This is a genomic window from Paenibacillus sp. FSL W7-1332 (assembly GCF_037969785.1).
Classification (GTDB): domain Bacteria; phylum Bacillota; class Bacilli; order Paenibacillales; family Paenibacillaceae; genus Paenibacillus_AQ.
In genome coordinates this window covers 5,491,019-5,507,650 of the sequence record NZ_CP150209.1, presented here as the reverse complement: position 1 = coordinate 5,507,650, position 16,632 = coordinate 5,491,019, and the positions used below count along the sequence as shown (strand labels likewise).

The following is a 16,632-nucleotide window of genomic DNA, read 5'->3' as shown; positions in this document are numbered from 1 at the left end:
AGGACAGAGCTTGCATTAGCTCTGTCCTCTTTTTGTATGAGCGGCAGATTATAGAAGCAGTAAGCAAGCAGTTATAGGGCACTTGTCAACAAGTCAATGAAGTTCAGAGCCGTACTGGAGACGTGATGATCCCTCAGCCAGATCAAGGCTGTGGAAGCCGCTGCCGGAGTGTCCTTGATTTTGAAGGCATGAACAGATGTTGGCAAGTGCTGCTTGACCAGCGTTTCGGGAACGATCGCCACGCCAAAACCTGAAGCGACCAAGCGCAGCAGCAGCGAAATGTCGGAGCATTCGGCTGCAATGTTCGGCTGGATTTTCTGTTCCGAGAAAGCCATCTGGATCGTATAATATACGCCCAATCCTTCCGTGCTTGGCAGAATGAGCGGATACTGCGCAATATGAGAGAGGGTTGTCTCCTGTTCGGTGGATGCCTCAGAGGTGAGCATATAAAAGGGCTCCGTCTGCAGATGAAGGATCGAGAAATCATCCAATTCGAGCGGCAGGCGGACGATCGCTAGTTCGAGCGACCGGTTTCTTACGAGTTCACAGAGCTGATACGACTCGTTCTGCTGAATTTTGTACGAGACTTGGGGATATCTTGCCTTGAACTCATGCAGCCATGACGGCAGCTCTACCGAGGATAAAGTATTGATACCAAGACTCAGCGTGCCCTTATCGCCGTTTCCGACCTCTTTAACCTCGGCTTTGGCCTCTTCCATAAGCTGGGTTACTTGGAGCGCATATTTGTACAGCGCTTTACCCGATTCGGTGATTTCGAGCCGCTTTCCTCGGCGATATACCAAGACGGACCCGAGCTCTTCCTCCATCGCTTTCAGCTGCTGACTGAGAGGCGGCTGGGATATATGAAGCCGGTTGGCGGCAAGCGAGATCGTACCTTCCTCCACGATGGCAATAAAATACCGGAGCTGTCTGATGTCCATAGGTTGAAACCATCCTCCTTGTATATGAAAAACCTTAGTGAATTCAATTTTTTAAGTATTTTTCATATGGTTGTGTCTCATGTTAGCATACCAATATACACGATAGAAAGAGGAGGGAGCATCGAGTGCTGCGTTTATCAGCGATTCTATTGATCCTTTTCCTGTCGGCCTGTCAATCCAATCCGGAGAAAGAAGAGGTGCAGAATATGAATCGTGAACTCATTGAATATGCCGAGCAAGGCAATACGGAGCAAGTACGACAGCTTCTTCAATCCGGCGCAGACATCAATGCGACGGATGAGCAGGGAAGAACTGCCGTGATGGCTGCGACCTATCACAATCATGTCGGAACGGTAGAGGCTTTGATTCAGGCAGGCGCCGATATCAATATTCGGGATCACCAACGGAATAACGTATTTTTGTATGCCGGTGCAGAAGGAATGATGGAAATTTTGCGGCTCGCGATCGAAGCCGATGCCGATGTGACGTTGACGAACCGTTATGGCGGGACGGCTCTCATTCCGGCCTCTGACCGCGGACATGTGGAGATTGTTCAGGAGCTGCTGACCCGGACCGACGTCGATGTGAACCATATAAATAATTTGAACTGGACCGCACTGCTGGAGGCGGTCATTCTCGGTGACGGCAGTGAGAAATATCAGCGCATCGTGAAGCTGCTGCTGGATCATGGGGCGGATGCCCGGATTCCCGACGGGAATGGCGTAACTCCTCTGCAGCATGCCAGGGAACGGGGATATCTAGAGATCGAGCGCATCTTATTGGACGCTGTAAACGAAGGGCAAGGCAAATAGAGGCAGGTATAAGCGAGAAGGGGATGAACGCTATGAACGAACAGAGCACTGCATATTGGCTGCTGAATGTCCGTCTGGAAACAGGTTACCGCTACGAGGATGATGTTATGATCGGAACCGAAACGGGACTCTTTCATGTGAAAATAGAAAATGGGGCTTTCTCAGAGATCCGCCCTGCGGATGCTTTGCCGGATACGTTACTGCCGACACGGGATATGCAGGGGGATCTAATGCTCCCATCATTTAGAGATATGCATATCCACCTGGACAAAACCTATTATGGGGGCCCATGGAAGGCACCGAGCCGTCCGGCTCACGGAATCTTCAGCCGAATCGAGGAGGAGGAGAGGCTGCTTCCGGAGCTGCTGCCTACTGCCAAGGAAAGAGCGGAGGGACTGCTGGATCTGCTGCTGCGCTACGGGTCTACCCATATCCGCTCCCATTGCAATGTGGATCCTGTTGTCGGCTTGAGAAATTTAGAGGCCACCTTGCAGGCGGTTGAAGGATACAGGGAAAAAGCTTTTGTCGAGATTGTAGCATTTCCTCAGCACGGCTTGCTTCGCAGCCAGTCCGTCTCTCTGGTCAGGGATGCGCTCCGGAACGGAGCAGCGCTTGTTGGTGGTTTGGATCCCACAACGGTGGATGAAAATATGGAAAAATCACTGAACACCGTGATGGAGCTCGCCGTTGAAGCCAACGCCGGCATTGACCTGCACCTGCATGAGTCGTCGCATGTAGGGCTGAATACCTTTAAGCGGGTAGCTGACCTTACGGAAGAGGCGGGTTGGAACGGGAGGGTTACGCTCAGCCATGCGCTGGCTTTCGCGGACGTCTCACCAAGCGAAGTGGATGAGGTGGCGATTCGGTTGGCGGATCTGGGCATTTCGCTCACTTCTTCCGTACCGCTTGGCCGAACCATTCCGATTCCGCAGCTGCACCGCCGCGGCGTAGACATCTCGCTTGGGCAAGACAGCATTATGGACCATTGGTCCCCGTTCGGCAAAGGGGATAATCTGGACAAAGCGGGCACGCTGGCCGAACGCTTCCATATGTACGATGAGCGTTCGCTCGGACAGGCTCTCGGGTTTATTACGGGAGGGGTGACGCCGTTAGACCAGGACGGCCGTTATGCCTGGCCCAACGTCGGGGATGCGGCGGACGCGGTGATCGTAGAAGCCAGCTGTTCCGCCGAAGCCGTTGCCAGGCGGTCACGCCGCCGGGCCGTCCTGTTCAAGGGAAAACCGGTTTACGAATCATGATAAAAAAACAGCCGCTGCTTGCCGGAGTTTTCCGGCGTGCAGCGGCTGTTATTGGTTATGGGCTTTGGGTTGTTATTCCCTAAAAATAAGGGAATTCGCAATGATTTCCCTCCAGGGAATATAAGTCGCCTCGACCGCGGATTTACCGCTCTGTCTTAAATAATCGGTTACGATCCGGTAGCCGATGGAATACCCCGCATAGGGTGGAATGCCCATTTTCGTAAAGCCGTAAAGATCCCCTTCCAAATCCCCGAACATGTAACCTCGTATCTCATTGAATCCGGTTACCTGCAGAGCTTCCCTATAACGTGGCAGAAGCTCGCTGTGCTGATCTTCGTTCAGGGCATGAACCCAGGGTCCCAAGTGATCCTCGCCGTACATTTCGGCGGCAAAAGCTTCAGCGAGTCCTTCCAGCACTAGGTATTGAGCGACCGTTGTCTCGGCACTCCATGGCTCATAAGAGAGCCTCACGTTATGATGGAATTCATGTGCCGTAATGGCGGCCAGCCTTGGCAGGTTATAATCGTTCGGCCACACAACCACCATGATTTGTCCCGGTGTTCCCCCTGAGCCTGTGTATCCGGGATGGGGAGTGAAGCGTTCACGGTCACCCAGCGCGAGAGTGAAGAGCAAATCTCCCAGCTCAATGCCGTGAGCTTGCGGCTTTAATGCGGCATGTGCCTTCATCACGGCTTCCTTGCATCGGCTCCAGGAACTCGCTTGTTCTAAGCGAGACAAAGCTTGGAGCGCCTCCTCCGGATGATCGGCCGGGCGAAATAATCCCAGCAGCTGCGTCATATCGTAATCGTCCTGTCCTTGAGGCATACGCTTGCGTATCGTGTCCATAAACGGCTGAAGCGGCTTATTCACGAGCTGCTCAAATGCGGTGATCCGCAGCTCAGGCTCAGATTCCAGAGCTTGTTGTTGATGGTTTAGTGTATCGATGGCGATCAATTGCATACTGATATCCTCCTCTTATCGAAGCAATAGCTGCTTCGTATAATGTTGAGGATAATCCTTTGCGCTGCGTGAAGGTCAAGCCCCTTATTGACGAACGCTTTTGACAATGAAACCGTCCCCTGCATGGTTCGGATTAGAAGGAATGGAGGTAACCTTTAAATTCTGGAGCATGATGCCCCCGTTATCGGCAGTCAGCTTTGGACTTTTCCCATTGACCCGGCAGCAGGAGAAGACGACAGGAGATAATCGTGCCATTGTTGCAAGAGCCCCATTGACCTGTGGCGCTTCAACGATCCATTCCGCCGAGGTCTGCGGACCATTGTATCGTTGTAATGTCCGAAATGCCCAATTTCGGGTTACGTTTCGAAGGCAGATCAACCAGTTCGAACCGCTGCGCTTGCTGATGCTGGCATGCATCCGGTCACCCGGCAGAATCGGCAGCGGAATGATCGTAACCGAGGCCGGGAGGATCTCCCACCATGCATAATAGTAAGCCTTGCCGTCTATGAATTCATGACCTGTTCCGGTCTGTATCAGATTGCTATTGCCGAAGCCGTCAATTCCAATCCATGCTGAGGAATAGGTCGCCGCACGGCTTGGACGAACAAACGGCACATTCCATTTGGCGGAGATCTGTTTGTAAGCACCTTTTTTTCCTTTGAGGCTGTATCCGCTCCAATTGCTTGAAATCCATCCGATGTTACGACGCGGCTTGGCTGAAGTGTCAAGTTGGCAAGTGTGATTCCACTTATCTATCGTGAGAATCCCCATATCTCCACCGCCTTTACTAGATTGATAGTATATCTAATGAAGAATTGGTAGAGTTGGTATGGGTTTTCTGTTAGAAAGTTTAGATAAGATGTGGTTCACCAATGAAGAGAGCAGCGCAGGGATATGCGGGCATTTAAGAGCGATGGATTATAGCCGCCCCATTCCCGTGATCCCGTCTTAAGGGAGATGCCGTAAGGCAAAAACAAACAGGATCATCGCCCCTAAAGAAGTGATGGTTCGCACATGATTCCAGGGCAGCCAGCGTCTCAGGTAGTTGTTCCATACCTCGCCTCCGGCACTGCTTCCTGGGTCAACAGCGGCCAGTGCGTCGTTTAGCGGGACGTTGAACGCCATCGTTACGATGAATCCCGCTAAATAGAGCAGGCTGGCGGCAAGCAAATACAACGAGCCGGGTTCCCCCCAGCGCATGATGGATACGACCGCAAGCACGATACTGGTTAACGCAGTGCCTGTAAACAATGTGCCGAACAAAGGATTGAGAATGGTTGCATTGATGGACTGCATGGCATGCATCCCCTGTTCATTGGGAATTCGGGCTAGCGCTGTCATTATAAAAGACGAGAAAGCGAAGAACAGCCCGGCTATGAGTCCCGATCCGGTTACCGAGAATAAAGCCAACAAAAAAATTAAGCGGTCACTCATGGATAGTAAACCTCCAATGTCATAGGTTATTACTGGTATGGTTCCAGTATATTCATATAATTGTTTGTACATACAAATATAATTGGATTTCCAGCAAAAGTAAAGACTTAAATATGCAGAACATTATAATCAATCAATAGACTCTGAATGATCTATTAATATTTTCTATTTTTGGTAATTAGTTCATTACGCCGCGCGTTATGAGAAAAAAAGTTCAGAATATCCCCACTATTTTCAAAATAGAGTTATATATACGCTCTCGTAAGCGTATACAGAATTTGGATAATATATCAAATGTGCTGCAGCCAAAAGGAGGGAGTAGTATGAAGTCAGGCAAGAGGGGTTTTTGGCTAGTAACGACGGCTTTATTAAGCGTTTCTTTGTTATTCGGTTGTACCGGGGGGAAGGGAGCGCCGGCCGATACCGGCGATCCGGAGCAAGGAAAGGATGGAGAGACGGCCAAGAAAATCATTACTGTAACGTTTCGGGATGACGGGATCGGCGAGAACGGAGCGTTCTATAAATGGCTCAAGGAAGTTTCGGCCAGCTACCCTGACAAAAGCGTAGAGATTAAGCCGACACCGATTCAGGCCTCGGAAGGCGATTATTTTGCCAAGGTGGCCTTGGCGCTCAAGTCAAAAGATACGGCGCCGGATATCGTGACAGAGGATACCTTTATCCTGAATTCTGATGCAAGCGCAGGTTATCTCGAACCGCTTGACGATAAATTGGCGGGATGGGAAGACTGGGGCAACGGTTCCTTCATCGAAGCGATGAAGAAGGGGGTTACTGCCAGCGATGGCAAGGTTTATGGCGTACCGTACAATACGGATTCCAGGGGCCTCTGGTACAACAAGGACATTTTCAAACAGGCAGGTCTTCCGGAGGATTGGCAGCCTAAGAACTGGGAGGAGGTCTTAAGCGCTGCGCGTACGATCAAGGAGAAGGCGCCTGACGTTGTGCCGATCTGGATGAACATGGGCAAGGCTACAGGCGAAGCTACCTCCATGCAAACCTATGAAATGCTGCTCTACGGAACTGGAGAAAGGCTGTATGACGATGCCAGCGGCAAATGGATTACGAAAAGCCAGGGCATTCTGGACGCGCTGACTTTTGTGGAGACGGTCAATAAAGAGAAGCTTGGCCCCCCGCTCTCCAAAGTATTGAATGGTCAGGCAGGCAACACGGCTTCCCGCGAATACCTGCCGCAAGGCAAGCTGGCGATTTCCCTGGATGGATCCTGGATCACAGGTAACTATATGGAATCAGGCGCGGCGCCATGGCCTGAATACAAAGATGTTCTCGGCTTCGCGCCGATGCCGACCAGCCAAGGGCAGGACCCTGGATCGATTACGCTAGCCGGAGGGTGGGCGCTGTCGATTCCAAGCAACTCCAAGAACAAAGACGAGGCTTGGGAATTTATCAAGTATGCGCTAAACAAGGAAAATACGCAGAAGCTTGTCATGTCCTCAGGGAATATCACGGTCCGTGCCGATGTTGCCAAGGATCCGGAATATACGAAAATGCCGTTTAACGAAATCGCGACCGAATACCTGCAGAACGCAGAGTTTAGACCGGCCCAGGAGAAGTATCCGGAAGTGTCGACGCAGATTCAGACCATGGTGGAATCCGTAGCAACGGGAACATCGCCTGCAGATGCCATGAATAAATATGCGCAGGACGTCACCCGCATTGTCGGAGCGGATCATATCTTGGAGAAATAATCGGCTATACGTACAGAACCGGCTTGCTCAAGCGCTCCATGTATCGCGGAGGCTTGGGCAAGCGGTGTTTCAGATCATCTGCACGAAAAGGAGAACGAACCATGAGCAGTCTGTCCGTAGACGTTTACCCGAAACGAAGAAAAACGTATACCTGGCTCTTTTTTTTGCTTCCTTCAATCGCGATTATGCTCGTGTTTTTTATATATCCCATTCTGTTAACGTTCTTCTATTCCTTCACCAACCTGGCGTTAACCGGCGAAGCGGCGAGGGAGCTTAAGTTTATCGGCCTTGACAACTATACCCGGATGTTCCAGGACCCCACGGTTCGGATCAGTATATGGAACACGCTGGTTTTCCTCATCGGCTCGGCTGTGATCGGGCAGCAGGTGCTGGGATTTTTGATCGCGCTGCTGATGAAGCAGAGAAACAAAACGTTTCGGCGAGTGATTGGAACGATTGTGCTTGCAGGATGGGTGACGCCCGAGATTGTATGTGCTCTTTGCTTGTACAGTTTCTTCGGGGATGAAGGCACGCTGAATGCGATCATCACTTTTTTTGGATTTTCGGAAGTGACCTGGCTGTTTACCGTCCCGATGCTGACCATCATTCTTGCGAACATCTGGCACGGCACCGCCTTCTCGATGCTGGTATTTCAAGCAGCGCTGGATGATGTGCCTAACGAAATTGAGGAAGCGGCGGTGGTGGATGGAGCCTCCAAGTGGAAAATCTTCACGCACATCATTATTCCCTACATTAAAAGCACCATTACAACCAACATGATGCTGGTTACGCTGCAGACGCTTGGGGTGTTCGGACTCATCTATGCGATGACCGGGGGCGGTCCGGGCAATTCGACGACGACCCTGCCGATCTTCATGTACAATCAGGCATTTGTGAACTATCAATTAGGCTATGGAACCGCCATTTCGCTGCTGCTGCTGCTGATCGGGATTGTGTTAAGCCTGCTGTATATCAGGTCGATGAAAGAGTAACCAGAGGTGAGATCATATGAATGCCAAACAACGTAAATTAATCTATCGAATTCTGCCGTACGCGATCCTAACGGGGATCGGTATTTGCTTTGTGCTGCCGCTGCTCTGGGTGCTCGTGGCTTCCGTCGATCCGAATGCGATGCAATCGCTGAAGATGCCCAGCAGGGTTACCGGTGCAAACTACGTAGAGGTGATGACCAGCAGCGAGAACCAGCGCGCATATCTGATTGGTCTTGTGATGTCGCTTGGCCAAGCCGTATTGGTTGTTCTTCTGGCGCTGCTCGCAGCTTATCCGCTATCCCGATATCAGATGAAATATAAAAAGCCCTTTATGCTGACCATTCTGTTTATGACATCGCTCCCGATTACGGCCGTAATGGTGCCTGTGTACCAGCTGTTCCTGGGGCTCAAGCTGTATGACAATATTTTTGGCGTCATCTTGTTTTATGTAGCATCGTCCATGCCGTACGGGATATGGATGATGAAGAATTTCATGGATTCCGTGCCGAGCGATCTGGAGGAAGCCGCCTGGGTGGACGGCGCTTCGGTGTTTACGGGAATGCGCAAGGTGGTGGCGCCGCTGATGGTTCCGGGTATTTGTACGGTCGCGATATTTACCTTCTCGGGCAGCTGGGGCAATTTCTTCGTTCCATATATCCTGCTGCAGTCGCCGGAGAAGTTCCCGGCTTCCTTGAAGCTCTATCAGTTCTTCGGGCAGTATGGCATGGTCGATTACGGCAGCCTGGCCGCTTTCTCGGTGCTGTACGCCATTCCGGCGATCATCATGTATATTCTCTCCCAGCAGTTCATGTCCAAGGGCTTCGGGCTGCAAGGCGGAACGAAGGGATAGGGAAAAAACAGAATGAAGGGCATGGGATGCTCAAAATAGAAAAACGGCAGCCATGCCGTTTTTTTTGTGTTTGGCGAAATCGTTCCCTTGAGCTGTCTGGTCAAATTAAGCATGGCCCTGCCTAGGGCCGAGGTCCAATGACTCGCGCAGACGCTTGATATCCCGGATCGGAGGCAAACCGAACATGCGGGCATATTCCCTGTTGAACTGAGTGGGACTTTCATAGCCGACCTGAAAGGCGGCATCCGCAGCTGCGGATGTTTCCGAGAGCATAAGTCGGCGCGCCTCTTGCAATCGGATTTGTTTTTGATATTGCAGCGGGCTCATGGCGGTGATTTCCTTAAAGTGATGATGAAGCGAAGAAGGACTCATATTGACGGCAGCGGACAGATCAGCGATGTGAAGGGGCTGATTATAATCCCGCTCAATCAACTGGGCCGCTGCCGCGATTCGCTGCGCATGACTGCCGCTGACGGCAAATTGTTTCAGGGATTGGCCTTGTTCCTCTTGAAGGATTCGATAAACAATTTCCTTCGTGACCAGGGGAGCAAGGACGGAAATATCCTCCGGCGTATCCAGAAGGCGCACGAGGCGGACGACAGCATCCAGGAGTGCCTGATTCATCGAGCTGACAAAGAGGGCTTTTGTGGAGTCGGTTTTCTTAGGAAGAGCCTCTTGGCAGGATGGAATGAGGTCGAAGATCAGATGTCGGTCCAAATCCAGTCTAAGGCACAGGTAGGGCCGCTCCGGTGATGCCTGAATCACTTGGCCGGATATGGGCAATTGCAGCGAGACGACAAGATAACTGTTCGAGTCATAAAAATAGCTTTCTTGTGCCAGCATGATTAGTTTTCTGCCTTGAGCTACGATGCAAAGTGCGGGCTCGTGAATGGTGTGGATCAATTCCGTCCCGTCGGTTGCCCGTATTAAAGATAGATTGGGTATAGGCGTAGTATGGGTACCGTCCGTACCCGTATATTTTTCGATGTATCCTGCAAGTTCATTCTGCAGATTGCTTCCTCCATGATCTAACATCCCGGTTCGGCGAGCCTCCTCCGATGGTATTTGATTTAATCTTAATCAGGTTTGCAGGAATAGGCAAGAATCGTGGTGGATTCGGCTACCGGATAAATACTCCATGAAGGCATAATTAGAGTATCCTCGATGGTTGAAGGCAGGACGGTTATGCATGAAACTCAAGAGGATCAGATAAGAGTAATGAGGAGGAATTGGAATGGATCCAGCTCTTAATGGGAATGAGGTTCAGCATCCCTATATAGGCATGTGGGTGACCAAGGACGGATACATTCGCCACGAATTGCTGCCAAACGGTCGTTATGATGAAGCACGGGGCCGGCGGAAAAGCGCTTATCAAGGACGCTATTTCATTCAAGGCGATCACATCGAATATGTGGATGATACCGGATTCACGGCTGACGGCGATTTTCGGGACGGCGTTCTCTATCATGCAGGGATGGTATTGGTTCGGGAAAACTAAACGTGCGAGATAGAAGAGAACGGTTTGGCTTAGAAGTACAGAACAGGTATCAGGAGGAGAATTGTATGTCTAACGTTAAAGGAAAAGTCGTGGCCATTACAGGCGCAAGCAGCGGGATCGGTGAAGCGGCAGCCCGGCTGCTGGCACATCACGGTGCTCATGTGGTTCTTGGGGCGAGAAGGACGGACAGGCTGGAGAAGCTTGCTTCCGCATTGAATCGGGAAGGCGGATCAGCTGTTTACCAATCGCTGAATGTGGCTCATCTCGATCAAATGGAATCTTTCATTGACTTGGCGGTGAGCCGATTCGGTAGGCTGGATGTCATGCTCAACAATGCTGGCGTCATGCCTCTGTCACCCTTGGAGGCCTTGAAGGTGGACGAATGGAACCGGATGATCGATGTGAACATCCGCGGCGTCCTCCATGGCATTGCGGCAGGGCTGCCGGTGATGCAGAAGCAGGGCTTTGGTCAATTTATTAATATTGCTTCCATCGGGGCATACGAAGTATCGCCAACCGCAGCCGTTTATTGTGCGACCAAGCATGCGGTTCGGGCAATCTCGGAGGGCCTGCGGCAGGAGGTCGGAAGCGGTATACGGGTCACGCAAATATCGCCGGGGGTAACGGAGTCGGAGCTGGCCGACAGTATCTCCGATGATACGGCCAGACAGGTCATGAAGGAATATCGAAGAATATCCATTCCGGCGACTTCGATTGCGCAAGCGATTGTATATGCTATCGAGCAGCCGCCTGAAGTCGATGTGAATGAAATCATCATCAGGCCGACCGCAAGTTCCGCTTAACTTAAGGATACATCCATGACGATAGCAACCCTCTTTGGGAGCGCTTGGTTCATAGTATCGAGTAAGCATAAGTTTGAGCGCAGGCCTTGGGCTTCTGCATGGAGGGACCACTGCATCAAAGGGCTAAGGAAATCAGCTGTTGAGTAAACCTCAACAGCTTTTTTTGTTGGAAGGATTTGTTATACTTTAGTTATGTATTTTACATAAGGGCGCGTACAGCATGGATGCAATGACTTTCTTTAGCATGAATGAATGAATGAATGAATGAATGAATGAATGGAGGAGACAAGTTGGGAGTTAAACGCATTGTCGCGAATGTCGTAACGAAGGATGTCGCCGCAGCCAAGACGTTTTATCAAGATGTGCTGGGTCTGGATATGTTAATGGATCATGGCTGGATTGCCACTTATGGCTCGCAGGAGAGGATGAGCATACAGATCAGCTTTGCTTCCGAGGGAGGCGGCGGCACGCCCGTCCCGGATCTGTCAATCGAAGTGGATGAGATAGAGGCTGTGCTGGAAGAGATGAGGCGAGCAGGCTTTTCCATTGAATATGGACCCGTTGATGAGCCTTGGGGAGTACGGCGCTTTTTTGTCCGCGATCCATTCGGCAAGCTGGTCAACATATTGTCACATGTATGAGTGCACGGTGCGTCAAGTTTGGTATCCTAGCAAGTATGCTCATATTCTACTCTGTACATAAGAATCAACGCATATGATATACTGTTTATAATATAAACAATTATCGATATCAGAAGCCAGGATGCAGAAAGGATACACAAATCATGTCAAAAGATGAGAATATAGATCCGGATATTGGATCCAGGCTTCCCGGAGGGGCGGCTCTGAGCTGGGGATTGGTAAAGCCGCCGCAGCGGGGACCGAAACGGGAGATGAGCCTGACGCAGATTGTGCAGACGGCCATCGACATCGCTGATAAAGAAGGGCTTCAGGCGGTCTCCATGAATCGGATCGCATCCGCTTTGGGTTTTACTGCCATGTCCCTGTACCGGTATATTACCAGCAAGGATGACCTGCTGCTTCTGATGCAGGACGCCGTGTGCGATATTCCCATTCCACCGGAAGATTCCGCAGATTGGCGCGAGAATATGCGAATCTACGTCAAATCGACGATGCAGGTATTCCGTGACCATCCCTGGTTCGGCGACATACCGATTGCGGGTATCCCCCTTACGCCAAACAATCTGCGATTTATCGACTGGGGCCTGCGCTTCATGAAGGACATGCCGTTGAATGATTATGAGCGGATGTCTTTGATTCTCCTGTTAAGCAATTATTCAAGATCAAGCGGCATGATGCAGCGGGACATGGACCGCGCCCTGCAGGCAGGATCCACCCCGGAACAATTTAGCGGACTCGATTATACGGCCGCGCTGAAACAACTTGTAACGCCGGATCGGTTTCCATTCCTGCATCCGGTTGTGATGTCGGGAGTCTACACGGAAGAGAATCAGGAAGAGAACCCGATTGGCAACGACATTGATTTCGGGTTGGAACGCATCTTGGACGGCATTGATCATTATCTTCGGGCCAAGACACAGCCTGGACAGTCGGACAAGTCATGATATTCGTCAAAGTTACAGGTCGTGGTTGTAAGATTGTGGAGTAAGAGAGTACAGACAGAAAGAAAGTGCATTAAGAAAGTACACAGTAAGAGTATGCTGTAAGAGTATACACAATAAGAGTACGCTGTATGAGTATGCTGTAAGAGCATGCAGAAAAAGTGTGCCGCAGCTGAGTAAAAAAACCGATCCTCGTATGAGGATCGGTTTTTTGCTAATTCATAAAGCCTGATCCGGGGGACCATGATCTAGTTTGGTAAATATCGTTTCCGGACGGACATGACCGCCGCTGGAAGGAGGACGAAGTCCCGTATGTGGCTCTTAAAAACGCAATACTATATTGTGAGTACTGCTCCCTCTATGCGGTGTGTGGTCCGGGGCATGCTTGAATGGTTACCGCGCTTAAAGCATATTTAACGTCGACCAGCTTTTCGCTTAAAGGTCCACATGCCCCATACCATAGAGGCGACAAGGATGAACAGACACCATCCTATTGCCCAGCCGATGTGATCCTGGACAGATCCACCCGTCAGCAACCCGCGAATGGACTCGATGACCGGGGTGATCGGCTGGTAACTTGCGATGCCTTGCAGCCAAGTCGGCATCGTCTCGGTAGGAACGAAGGCACTGGAGAGGTAGGGGAGGAATAGTAGGGCGAATCCATAGCTGCCGGCCGCTGCCGGACTGCCTGCAACGAGGCCGATGGCGGCATAGAGCCAAGTGAAGGCAAAGATGAACAGCGCGATCAAGCCGATGGCGAGAATCCAGTCCAGAAGTCCGGCCGAAGGTCTGAATCCGACGAGCAGAGCTACAGCGATAACGACGAATGTCGCCAGCATGTTTCGGGCAAGGCTGGCTACCACATGTCCTGTAATGACACTGATGCTTTGAATGGGCATGGTGCGGAAGCGGTCAATGATGCCATTGGTCATATCCTGGGAGATATCGACGGCCGTGCTGGACGATCCGAAGCCGGCGCATAGCAGGATGATCCCTGGAACCACGTAGTTAACATACTGTCCGCTGGGATCGAGGGCGCCGCCAAACACATAGGTGAACAGCAGCATCAACATGATCGGCAGCACCATCGCCGTTATCATCGCTTCCGCGTTTCGGATGCTGTGACGTAAGCTGCGACCGATAAAGATGGTTTGGGTGACCGCTAAAGACGCTGTTTTTGAGTTCGAAGCTGTTGCTCTCATTATACGATTTCCTCCAATTTCTTGTCGGTTAGCGACAGGAATACATCATCCATATTTGGTCTGTGAAGACTTACACGCGTCTCGCTAGGAAGCAGGCAAGTCAACTCTTGAAGCGTCTGCGCGACATCCCTAATGCTGCCGTTTGTCGGAATCCTGTGAATCACCTCGTCGTGTACGTTGCGGAGCTCCAGCATTTCACCTCCGACCTGGGTCTTCAGCTCAGCCGGGCTCCCCTCAGCAACGATTCGTCCACTATCCAGGACCGCAATCCGGTCCGCAAGCTGATCGGCTTCTTCCAAATACTGCGTGGTCAGCAGTATGGTGATGCCCTGACTCTTCAATTGCAGGATGATATCCCACAGGGTACGGCGGCTGCGTGTATCCAGTCCCGTGGTCGGTTCATCCAGAAACAGAACGGGACGCGGCACGGCAAGGCTGATCGCAAGATCAAGCCGTCTTTTCATTCCGCCCGAATACGTCTTCACGCGCTTGGCTGCAGCAGCTGCGAGATCGAATTGTTCGAGCAGTTCGGCGGTTCGCAGGCGTGCTTCCGCTGCGGATAAACCCGACAGCCTGCATATCATCCGCAGATTCTCTTCCGCGGTCAATACTTCGTCGACGGCAGCAAACTGGCCGGTCAGACTAATGGACTTCTGGACATCCTGCTTGCCCTCTTCGAGATCATATCCGTTGATCCGCACACTGCCTGCATCGGGTGTCACCAAGGTCGATAGAATGTTGATTAAGGTGGTTTTGCCGGCGCCATTGGGACCGAGAAGGGCAAATACGCTTCCTGCCGGCACGTTCAGGTTGATCCCGTCCAGGACGGTTTGATGTCCAAAGCTTTTACGCAATTGACGAATCTCAACAGCATAGTTACTCATGTTAGGTTCATCTCCTTAAATTATAAATTGTATATATAATAAACAGTTTAATTGATAATTAGTATATTGTATAAACAGTTGACTTGCAATATGTTTTTTTAAGTATAGACGCTGCGTGAGATTACAGGGATGATGGAGCTTCTGGGTATAAAAAAAGAACCTGGCACGATGTAACAAAACATCGTGTCAGGCTCTATTCAGGAATGTAAGCCAGGGTATAGGCCGGCTTGGCGCTATGAACGATCCGATTCGTCATGAAGCTCGAGTTCAATGACGGTATTGCGCTTGTCGGGAAGCGGATACGTGAAGTGTTCAGGTCGCGCGAAATTCACAAATGCGTCCTCGGTGAATTCCGCTGCGCTCCATGGGCGGCTGAGGAACAATTCGTATCCGTCAGCCAGCAGACGGGCCTTCTTCACCTTGTCGGCCATACCTATGAGATTGATCGGTCCGATGGACTCCTCAAAAACGTGGGCATACAGCTTATTGCCTTTTTGGGTATACCGCCCCCAATCCGGTTTCGGATAATCGGCGGCCGCGCAGCCATAGATACTGTCGCCGTTCTTGCTCATCCAGTCACCGATTTCCTCCAGCACGTCGAGGCTCTCCTTAGGAATGACGCCTCTCGCGTCTGGTCCGACGTTCAGCAGCATGTTGCCGTTCTTGCTGACGCATTCCACCAGCTTGCGGATGATCGTGGTTGCCGATTTGTAATTGCGGTCAGCGGCTGCATAGCCCCAGTTGTTATTCAACGTGATGCAGGCTTCCCATGGGATCGGGGCACCTGTCTGATCCACGACGCCGTTCGGCGGAATGATCTGTTCAGGCGAAGCGAAATCTCCGCTGTAAACGGAAGGATCGGTAGTGTAGATGCTGCCCCCGCTCTCGCCGCTGCCTTCAAGCCGGTTATCGATAAGAATATGCGGCTGGAGTTCGCGGATCATCTTCATCAGCTCGGTAGCGCGCCACACCTCGCCGCGCATGTTATCATAAGAGAAGTCAAACCACATGATATCGAGTTTGCCGTAGCCTGTCAGCAACTCCCGCACCTGCCCATGCATGTAATCCAGGTATCGGTCGAAGTTTTTCGGATCGCGCTTAAAGGCTTCGTTCGCCCGCATCGGGTGAATGCGGTCTCCATAGGCCGGATAGTCCTCATGGTACCAGTCAATCAGCGAAAAGTAGAGTCCGACTTTAAGGCCTTCTTCACGGAATGCTTCCAGAAACTCCTGCACGAGGTCCCGCCCGGCTTTGGTATTCGTTGATTTATATTCGGTCAGCTTGCTGTCGAACAAACAGAATCCGTCGTGGTGCTTGGCCGTCAGCACCGCATATTTCATGCCAGCTTTCTTGGCCGCTCTGGCCCACTCCCGAGGATTATAGTCAACGGGATCAAATTCATCGAAATAGGTCTGGTAGTCTTCGATGCTCATCTGTTCCGTGCTTCGGAGCCATTCGCCTCTAGCCGGAATGGAGTAGAGCCCCCAGTGGATGAACATGCCGAAACGGTCGTTCTGGAACCATTGCACGCGCTGGTTTCGATCGTGGATGACTTGATTGGTTGGAGTGGTAGTCGTTGTCATGGATTCAAACCTCCGATTCTTGGAATTGTCGAGTTTGATTTTAACAAGAATGTGTTAGTATGAATAGATAATTACTTAACTCTGACGGGTATTATAATAACTTTAGAG

Annotated in this window: 17 protein-coding genes; 9 read left to right on the top strand and 8 right to left on the bottom strand. The window is 51.2% G+C overall.

Annotated elements, in window-relative coordinates; translation table 11 throughout:
• Positions 1-71: 71 nt before the first annotated feature.
• Positions 72-941: a LysR family transcriptional regulator gene (locus tag MKX98_RS24890; RefSeq protein WP_339219009.1), complete on the bottom strand. Its 870-nt coding sequence runs from the start codon at positions 939-941 to the stop codon at positions 72-74.
• A 206-nt stretch (positions 942-1,147) separates the two neighbouring features.
• Here MKX98_RS24890 and MKX98_RS24885 point away from each other — a divergent pair, with 206 nt between their 5' ends.
• A complete protein-coding gene (locus MKX98_RS24885; RefSeq protein WP_194544910.1) occupies positions 1,148-1,753 on the top strand; it encodes an ankyrin repeat domain-containing protein in 606 nt (201 codons plus the stop codon).
• Positions 1,754-1,785: 32 nt separating this feature from the next.
• Positions 1,786-3,012, top strand: a complete 1,227-nt coding sequence (locus tag MKX98_RS24880) for an amidohydrolase (protein WP_194544012.1) — start codon at positions 1,786-1,788, stop codon at positions 3,010-3,012.
• A 72-nt stretch (positions 3,013-3,084) separates the two neighbouring features.
• Here the strand turns inward: MKX98_RS24880 and MKX98_RS24875 are convergent, their stop codons facing one another.
• From MKX98_RS24875 to MKX98_RS24865, 3 genes are all read right to left on the bottom strand, one after another.
• Positions 3,085-3,972 carry a DUF2268 domain-containing putative Zn-dependent protease gene (locus MKX98_RS24875; RefSeq protein WP_339219006.1) on the bottom strand — a complete coding sequence of 296 codons (888 nt, stop codon included), beginning with the start codon at positions 3,970-3,972 and terminating at the stop codon, positions 3,085-3,087.
• An 84-nt stretch (positions 3,973-4,056) separates the two neighbouring features.
• Positions 4,057-4,743, bottom strand: a complete 687-nt coding sequence (locus MKX98_RS24870; protein ID WP_194544010.1) for a G1 family glutamic endopeptidase — start codon at positions 4,741-4,743, stop codon at positions 4,057-4,059.
• A gap of 177 nt (positions 4,744-4,920) precedes the next feature.
• Positions 4,921-5,406 (bottom strand): anthrone oxygenase family protein, encoded by a 486-nt coding sequence (locus tag MKX98_RS24865; protein ID WP_339219004.1) that lies wholly within the window; start codon positions 5,404-5,406, stop codon positions 4,921-4,923.
• A gap of 323 nt (positions 5,407-5,729) precedes the next feature.
• On the opposite strand from MKX98_RS24865, the gene MKX98_RS24860 reads away from it, so the two are divergent.
• The 3 genes from MKX98_RS24860 to MKX98_RS24850 all read left to right on the top strand — a co-directional run bounded on the left by MKX98_RS24860 (position 5,730) and on the right by MKX98_RS24850 (position 8,972).
• Positions 5,730-7,130, top strand: a complete 1,401-nt coding sequence (locus tag MKX98_RS24860; protein WP_220684262.1) for an ABC transporter substrate-binding protein — start codon at positions 5,730-5,732, stop codon at positions 7,128-7,130.
• A 101-nt stretch (positions 7,131-7,231) separates the two neighbouring features.
• On the top strand, positions 7,232-8,122 hold the full coding sequence (locus tag MKX98_RS24855; protein ID WP_194544008.1) for a sugar ABC transporter permease: 891 nt from the start codon (positions 7,232-7,234) through the stop codon (positions 8,120-8,122).
• Between the two features lie 16 nt (positions 8,123-8,138).
• On the top strand, positions 8,139-8,972 hold the full coding sequence (locus tag MKX98_RS24850; protein WP_113060616.1) for a carbohydrate ABC transporter permease: 834 nt from the start codon (positions 8,139-8,141) through the stop codon (positions 8,970-8,972).
• Positions 8,973-9,077: 105 nt separating this feature from the next.
• Here MKX98_RS24850 and MKX98_RS24845 read toward each other — a convergent pair whose 3' ends face one another.
• Positions 9,078-10,007 (bottom strand): AraC family transcriptional regulator, encoded by a 930-nt coding sequence (locus tag MKX98_RS24845; RefSeq protein WP_339219001.1) that lies wholly within the window; start codon positions 10,005-10,007, stop codon positions 9,078-9,080.
• Between the two features lie 199 nt (positions 10,008-10,206).
• Here MKX98_RS24845 and MKX98_RS24840 point away from each other — a divergent pair, with 199 nt between their 5' ends.
• The 4 genes from MKX98_RS24840 to MKX98_RS24825 all read left to right on the top strand — a co-directional run bounded on the left by MKX98_RS24840 (position 10,207) and on the right by MKX98_RS24825 (position 12,858).
• Positions 10,207-10,470, top strand: a complete 264-nt coding sequence (locus tag MKX98_RS24840) for an Atu4866 domain-containing protein (RefSeq protein ID WP_220684264.1) — start codon at positions 10,207-10,209, stop codon at positions 10,468-10,470.
• 65 nt (positions 10,471-10,535) lie between these two features.
• On the top strand, positions 10,536-11,273 hold the full coding sequence (locus tag MKX98_RS24835) for an SDR family oxidoreductase (RefSeq protein ID WP_339218998.1): 738 nt from the start codon (positions 10,536-10,538) through the stop codon (positions 11,271-11,273).
• Between the two features lie 290 nt (positions 11,274-11,563).
• Entirely contained in the window at positions 11,564-11,914 is a 351-nt protein-coding gene (locus MKX98_RS24830; protein WP_194544004.1) for a VOC family protein, read from the top strand.
• 143 nt (positions 11,915-12,057) lie between these two features.
• Positions 12,058-12,858, top strand: a complete 801-nt coding sequence (locus MKX98_RS24825) for a TetR/AcrR family transcriptional regulator (protein WP_220684267.1) — start codon at positions 12,058-12,060, stop codon at positions 12,856-12,858.
• Between the two features lie 410 nt (positions 12,859-13,268).
• On the opposite strand, the gene MKX98_RS24820 is transcribed toward MKX98_RS24825, so the two are convergent.
• The 3 genes from MKX98_RS24820 to MKX98_RS24810 all read right to left on the bottom strand — a co-directional run bounded on the left by MKX98_RS24820 (position 13,269) and on the right by MKX98_RS24810 (position 16,524).
• Positions 13,269-14,057 carry an ABC transporter permease gene (locus MKX98_RS24820; protein ID WP_220684268.1) on the bottom strand — a complete coding sequence of 263 codons (789 nt, stop codon included), beginning with the start codon at positions 14,055-14,057 and terminating at the stop codon, positions 13,269-13,271.
• Complete coding sequence (locus tag MKX98_RS24815) at positions 14,057-14,941, bottom strand: ATP-binding cassette domain-containing protein (protein WP_339218995.1); 885 nt, start codon at positions 14,939-14,941, stop codon at positions 14,057-14,059. Before MKX98_RS24815 ends, MKX98_RS24820 begins: the two co-directional genes overlap by 1 nt.
• 233 nt (positions 14,942-15,174) lie before the next feature.
• On the bottom strand, positions 15,175-16,524 hold the full coding sequence (locus MKX98_RS24810) for an alpha-L-fucosidase (RefSeq protein WP_339218994.1): 1,350 nt from the start codon (positions 16,522-16,524) through the stop codon (positions 15,175-15,177).
• Positions 16,525-16,632 lie beyond the last annotated feature (108 nt).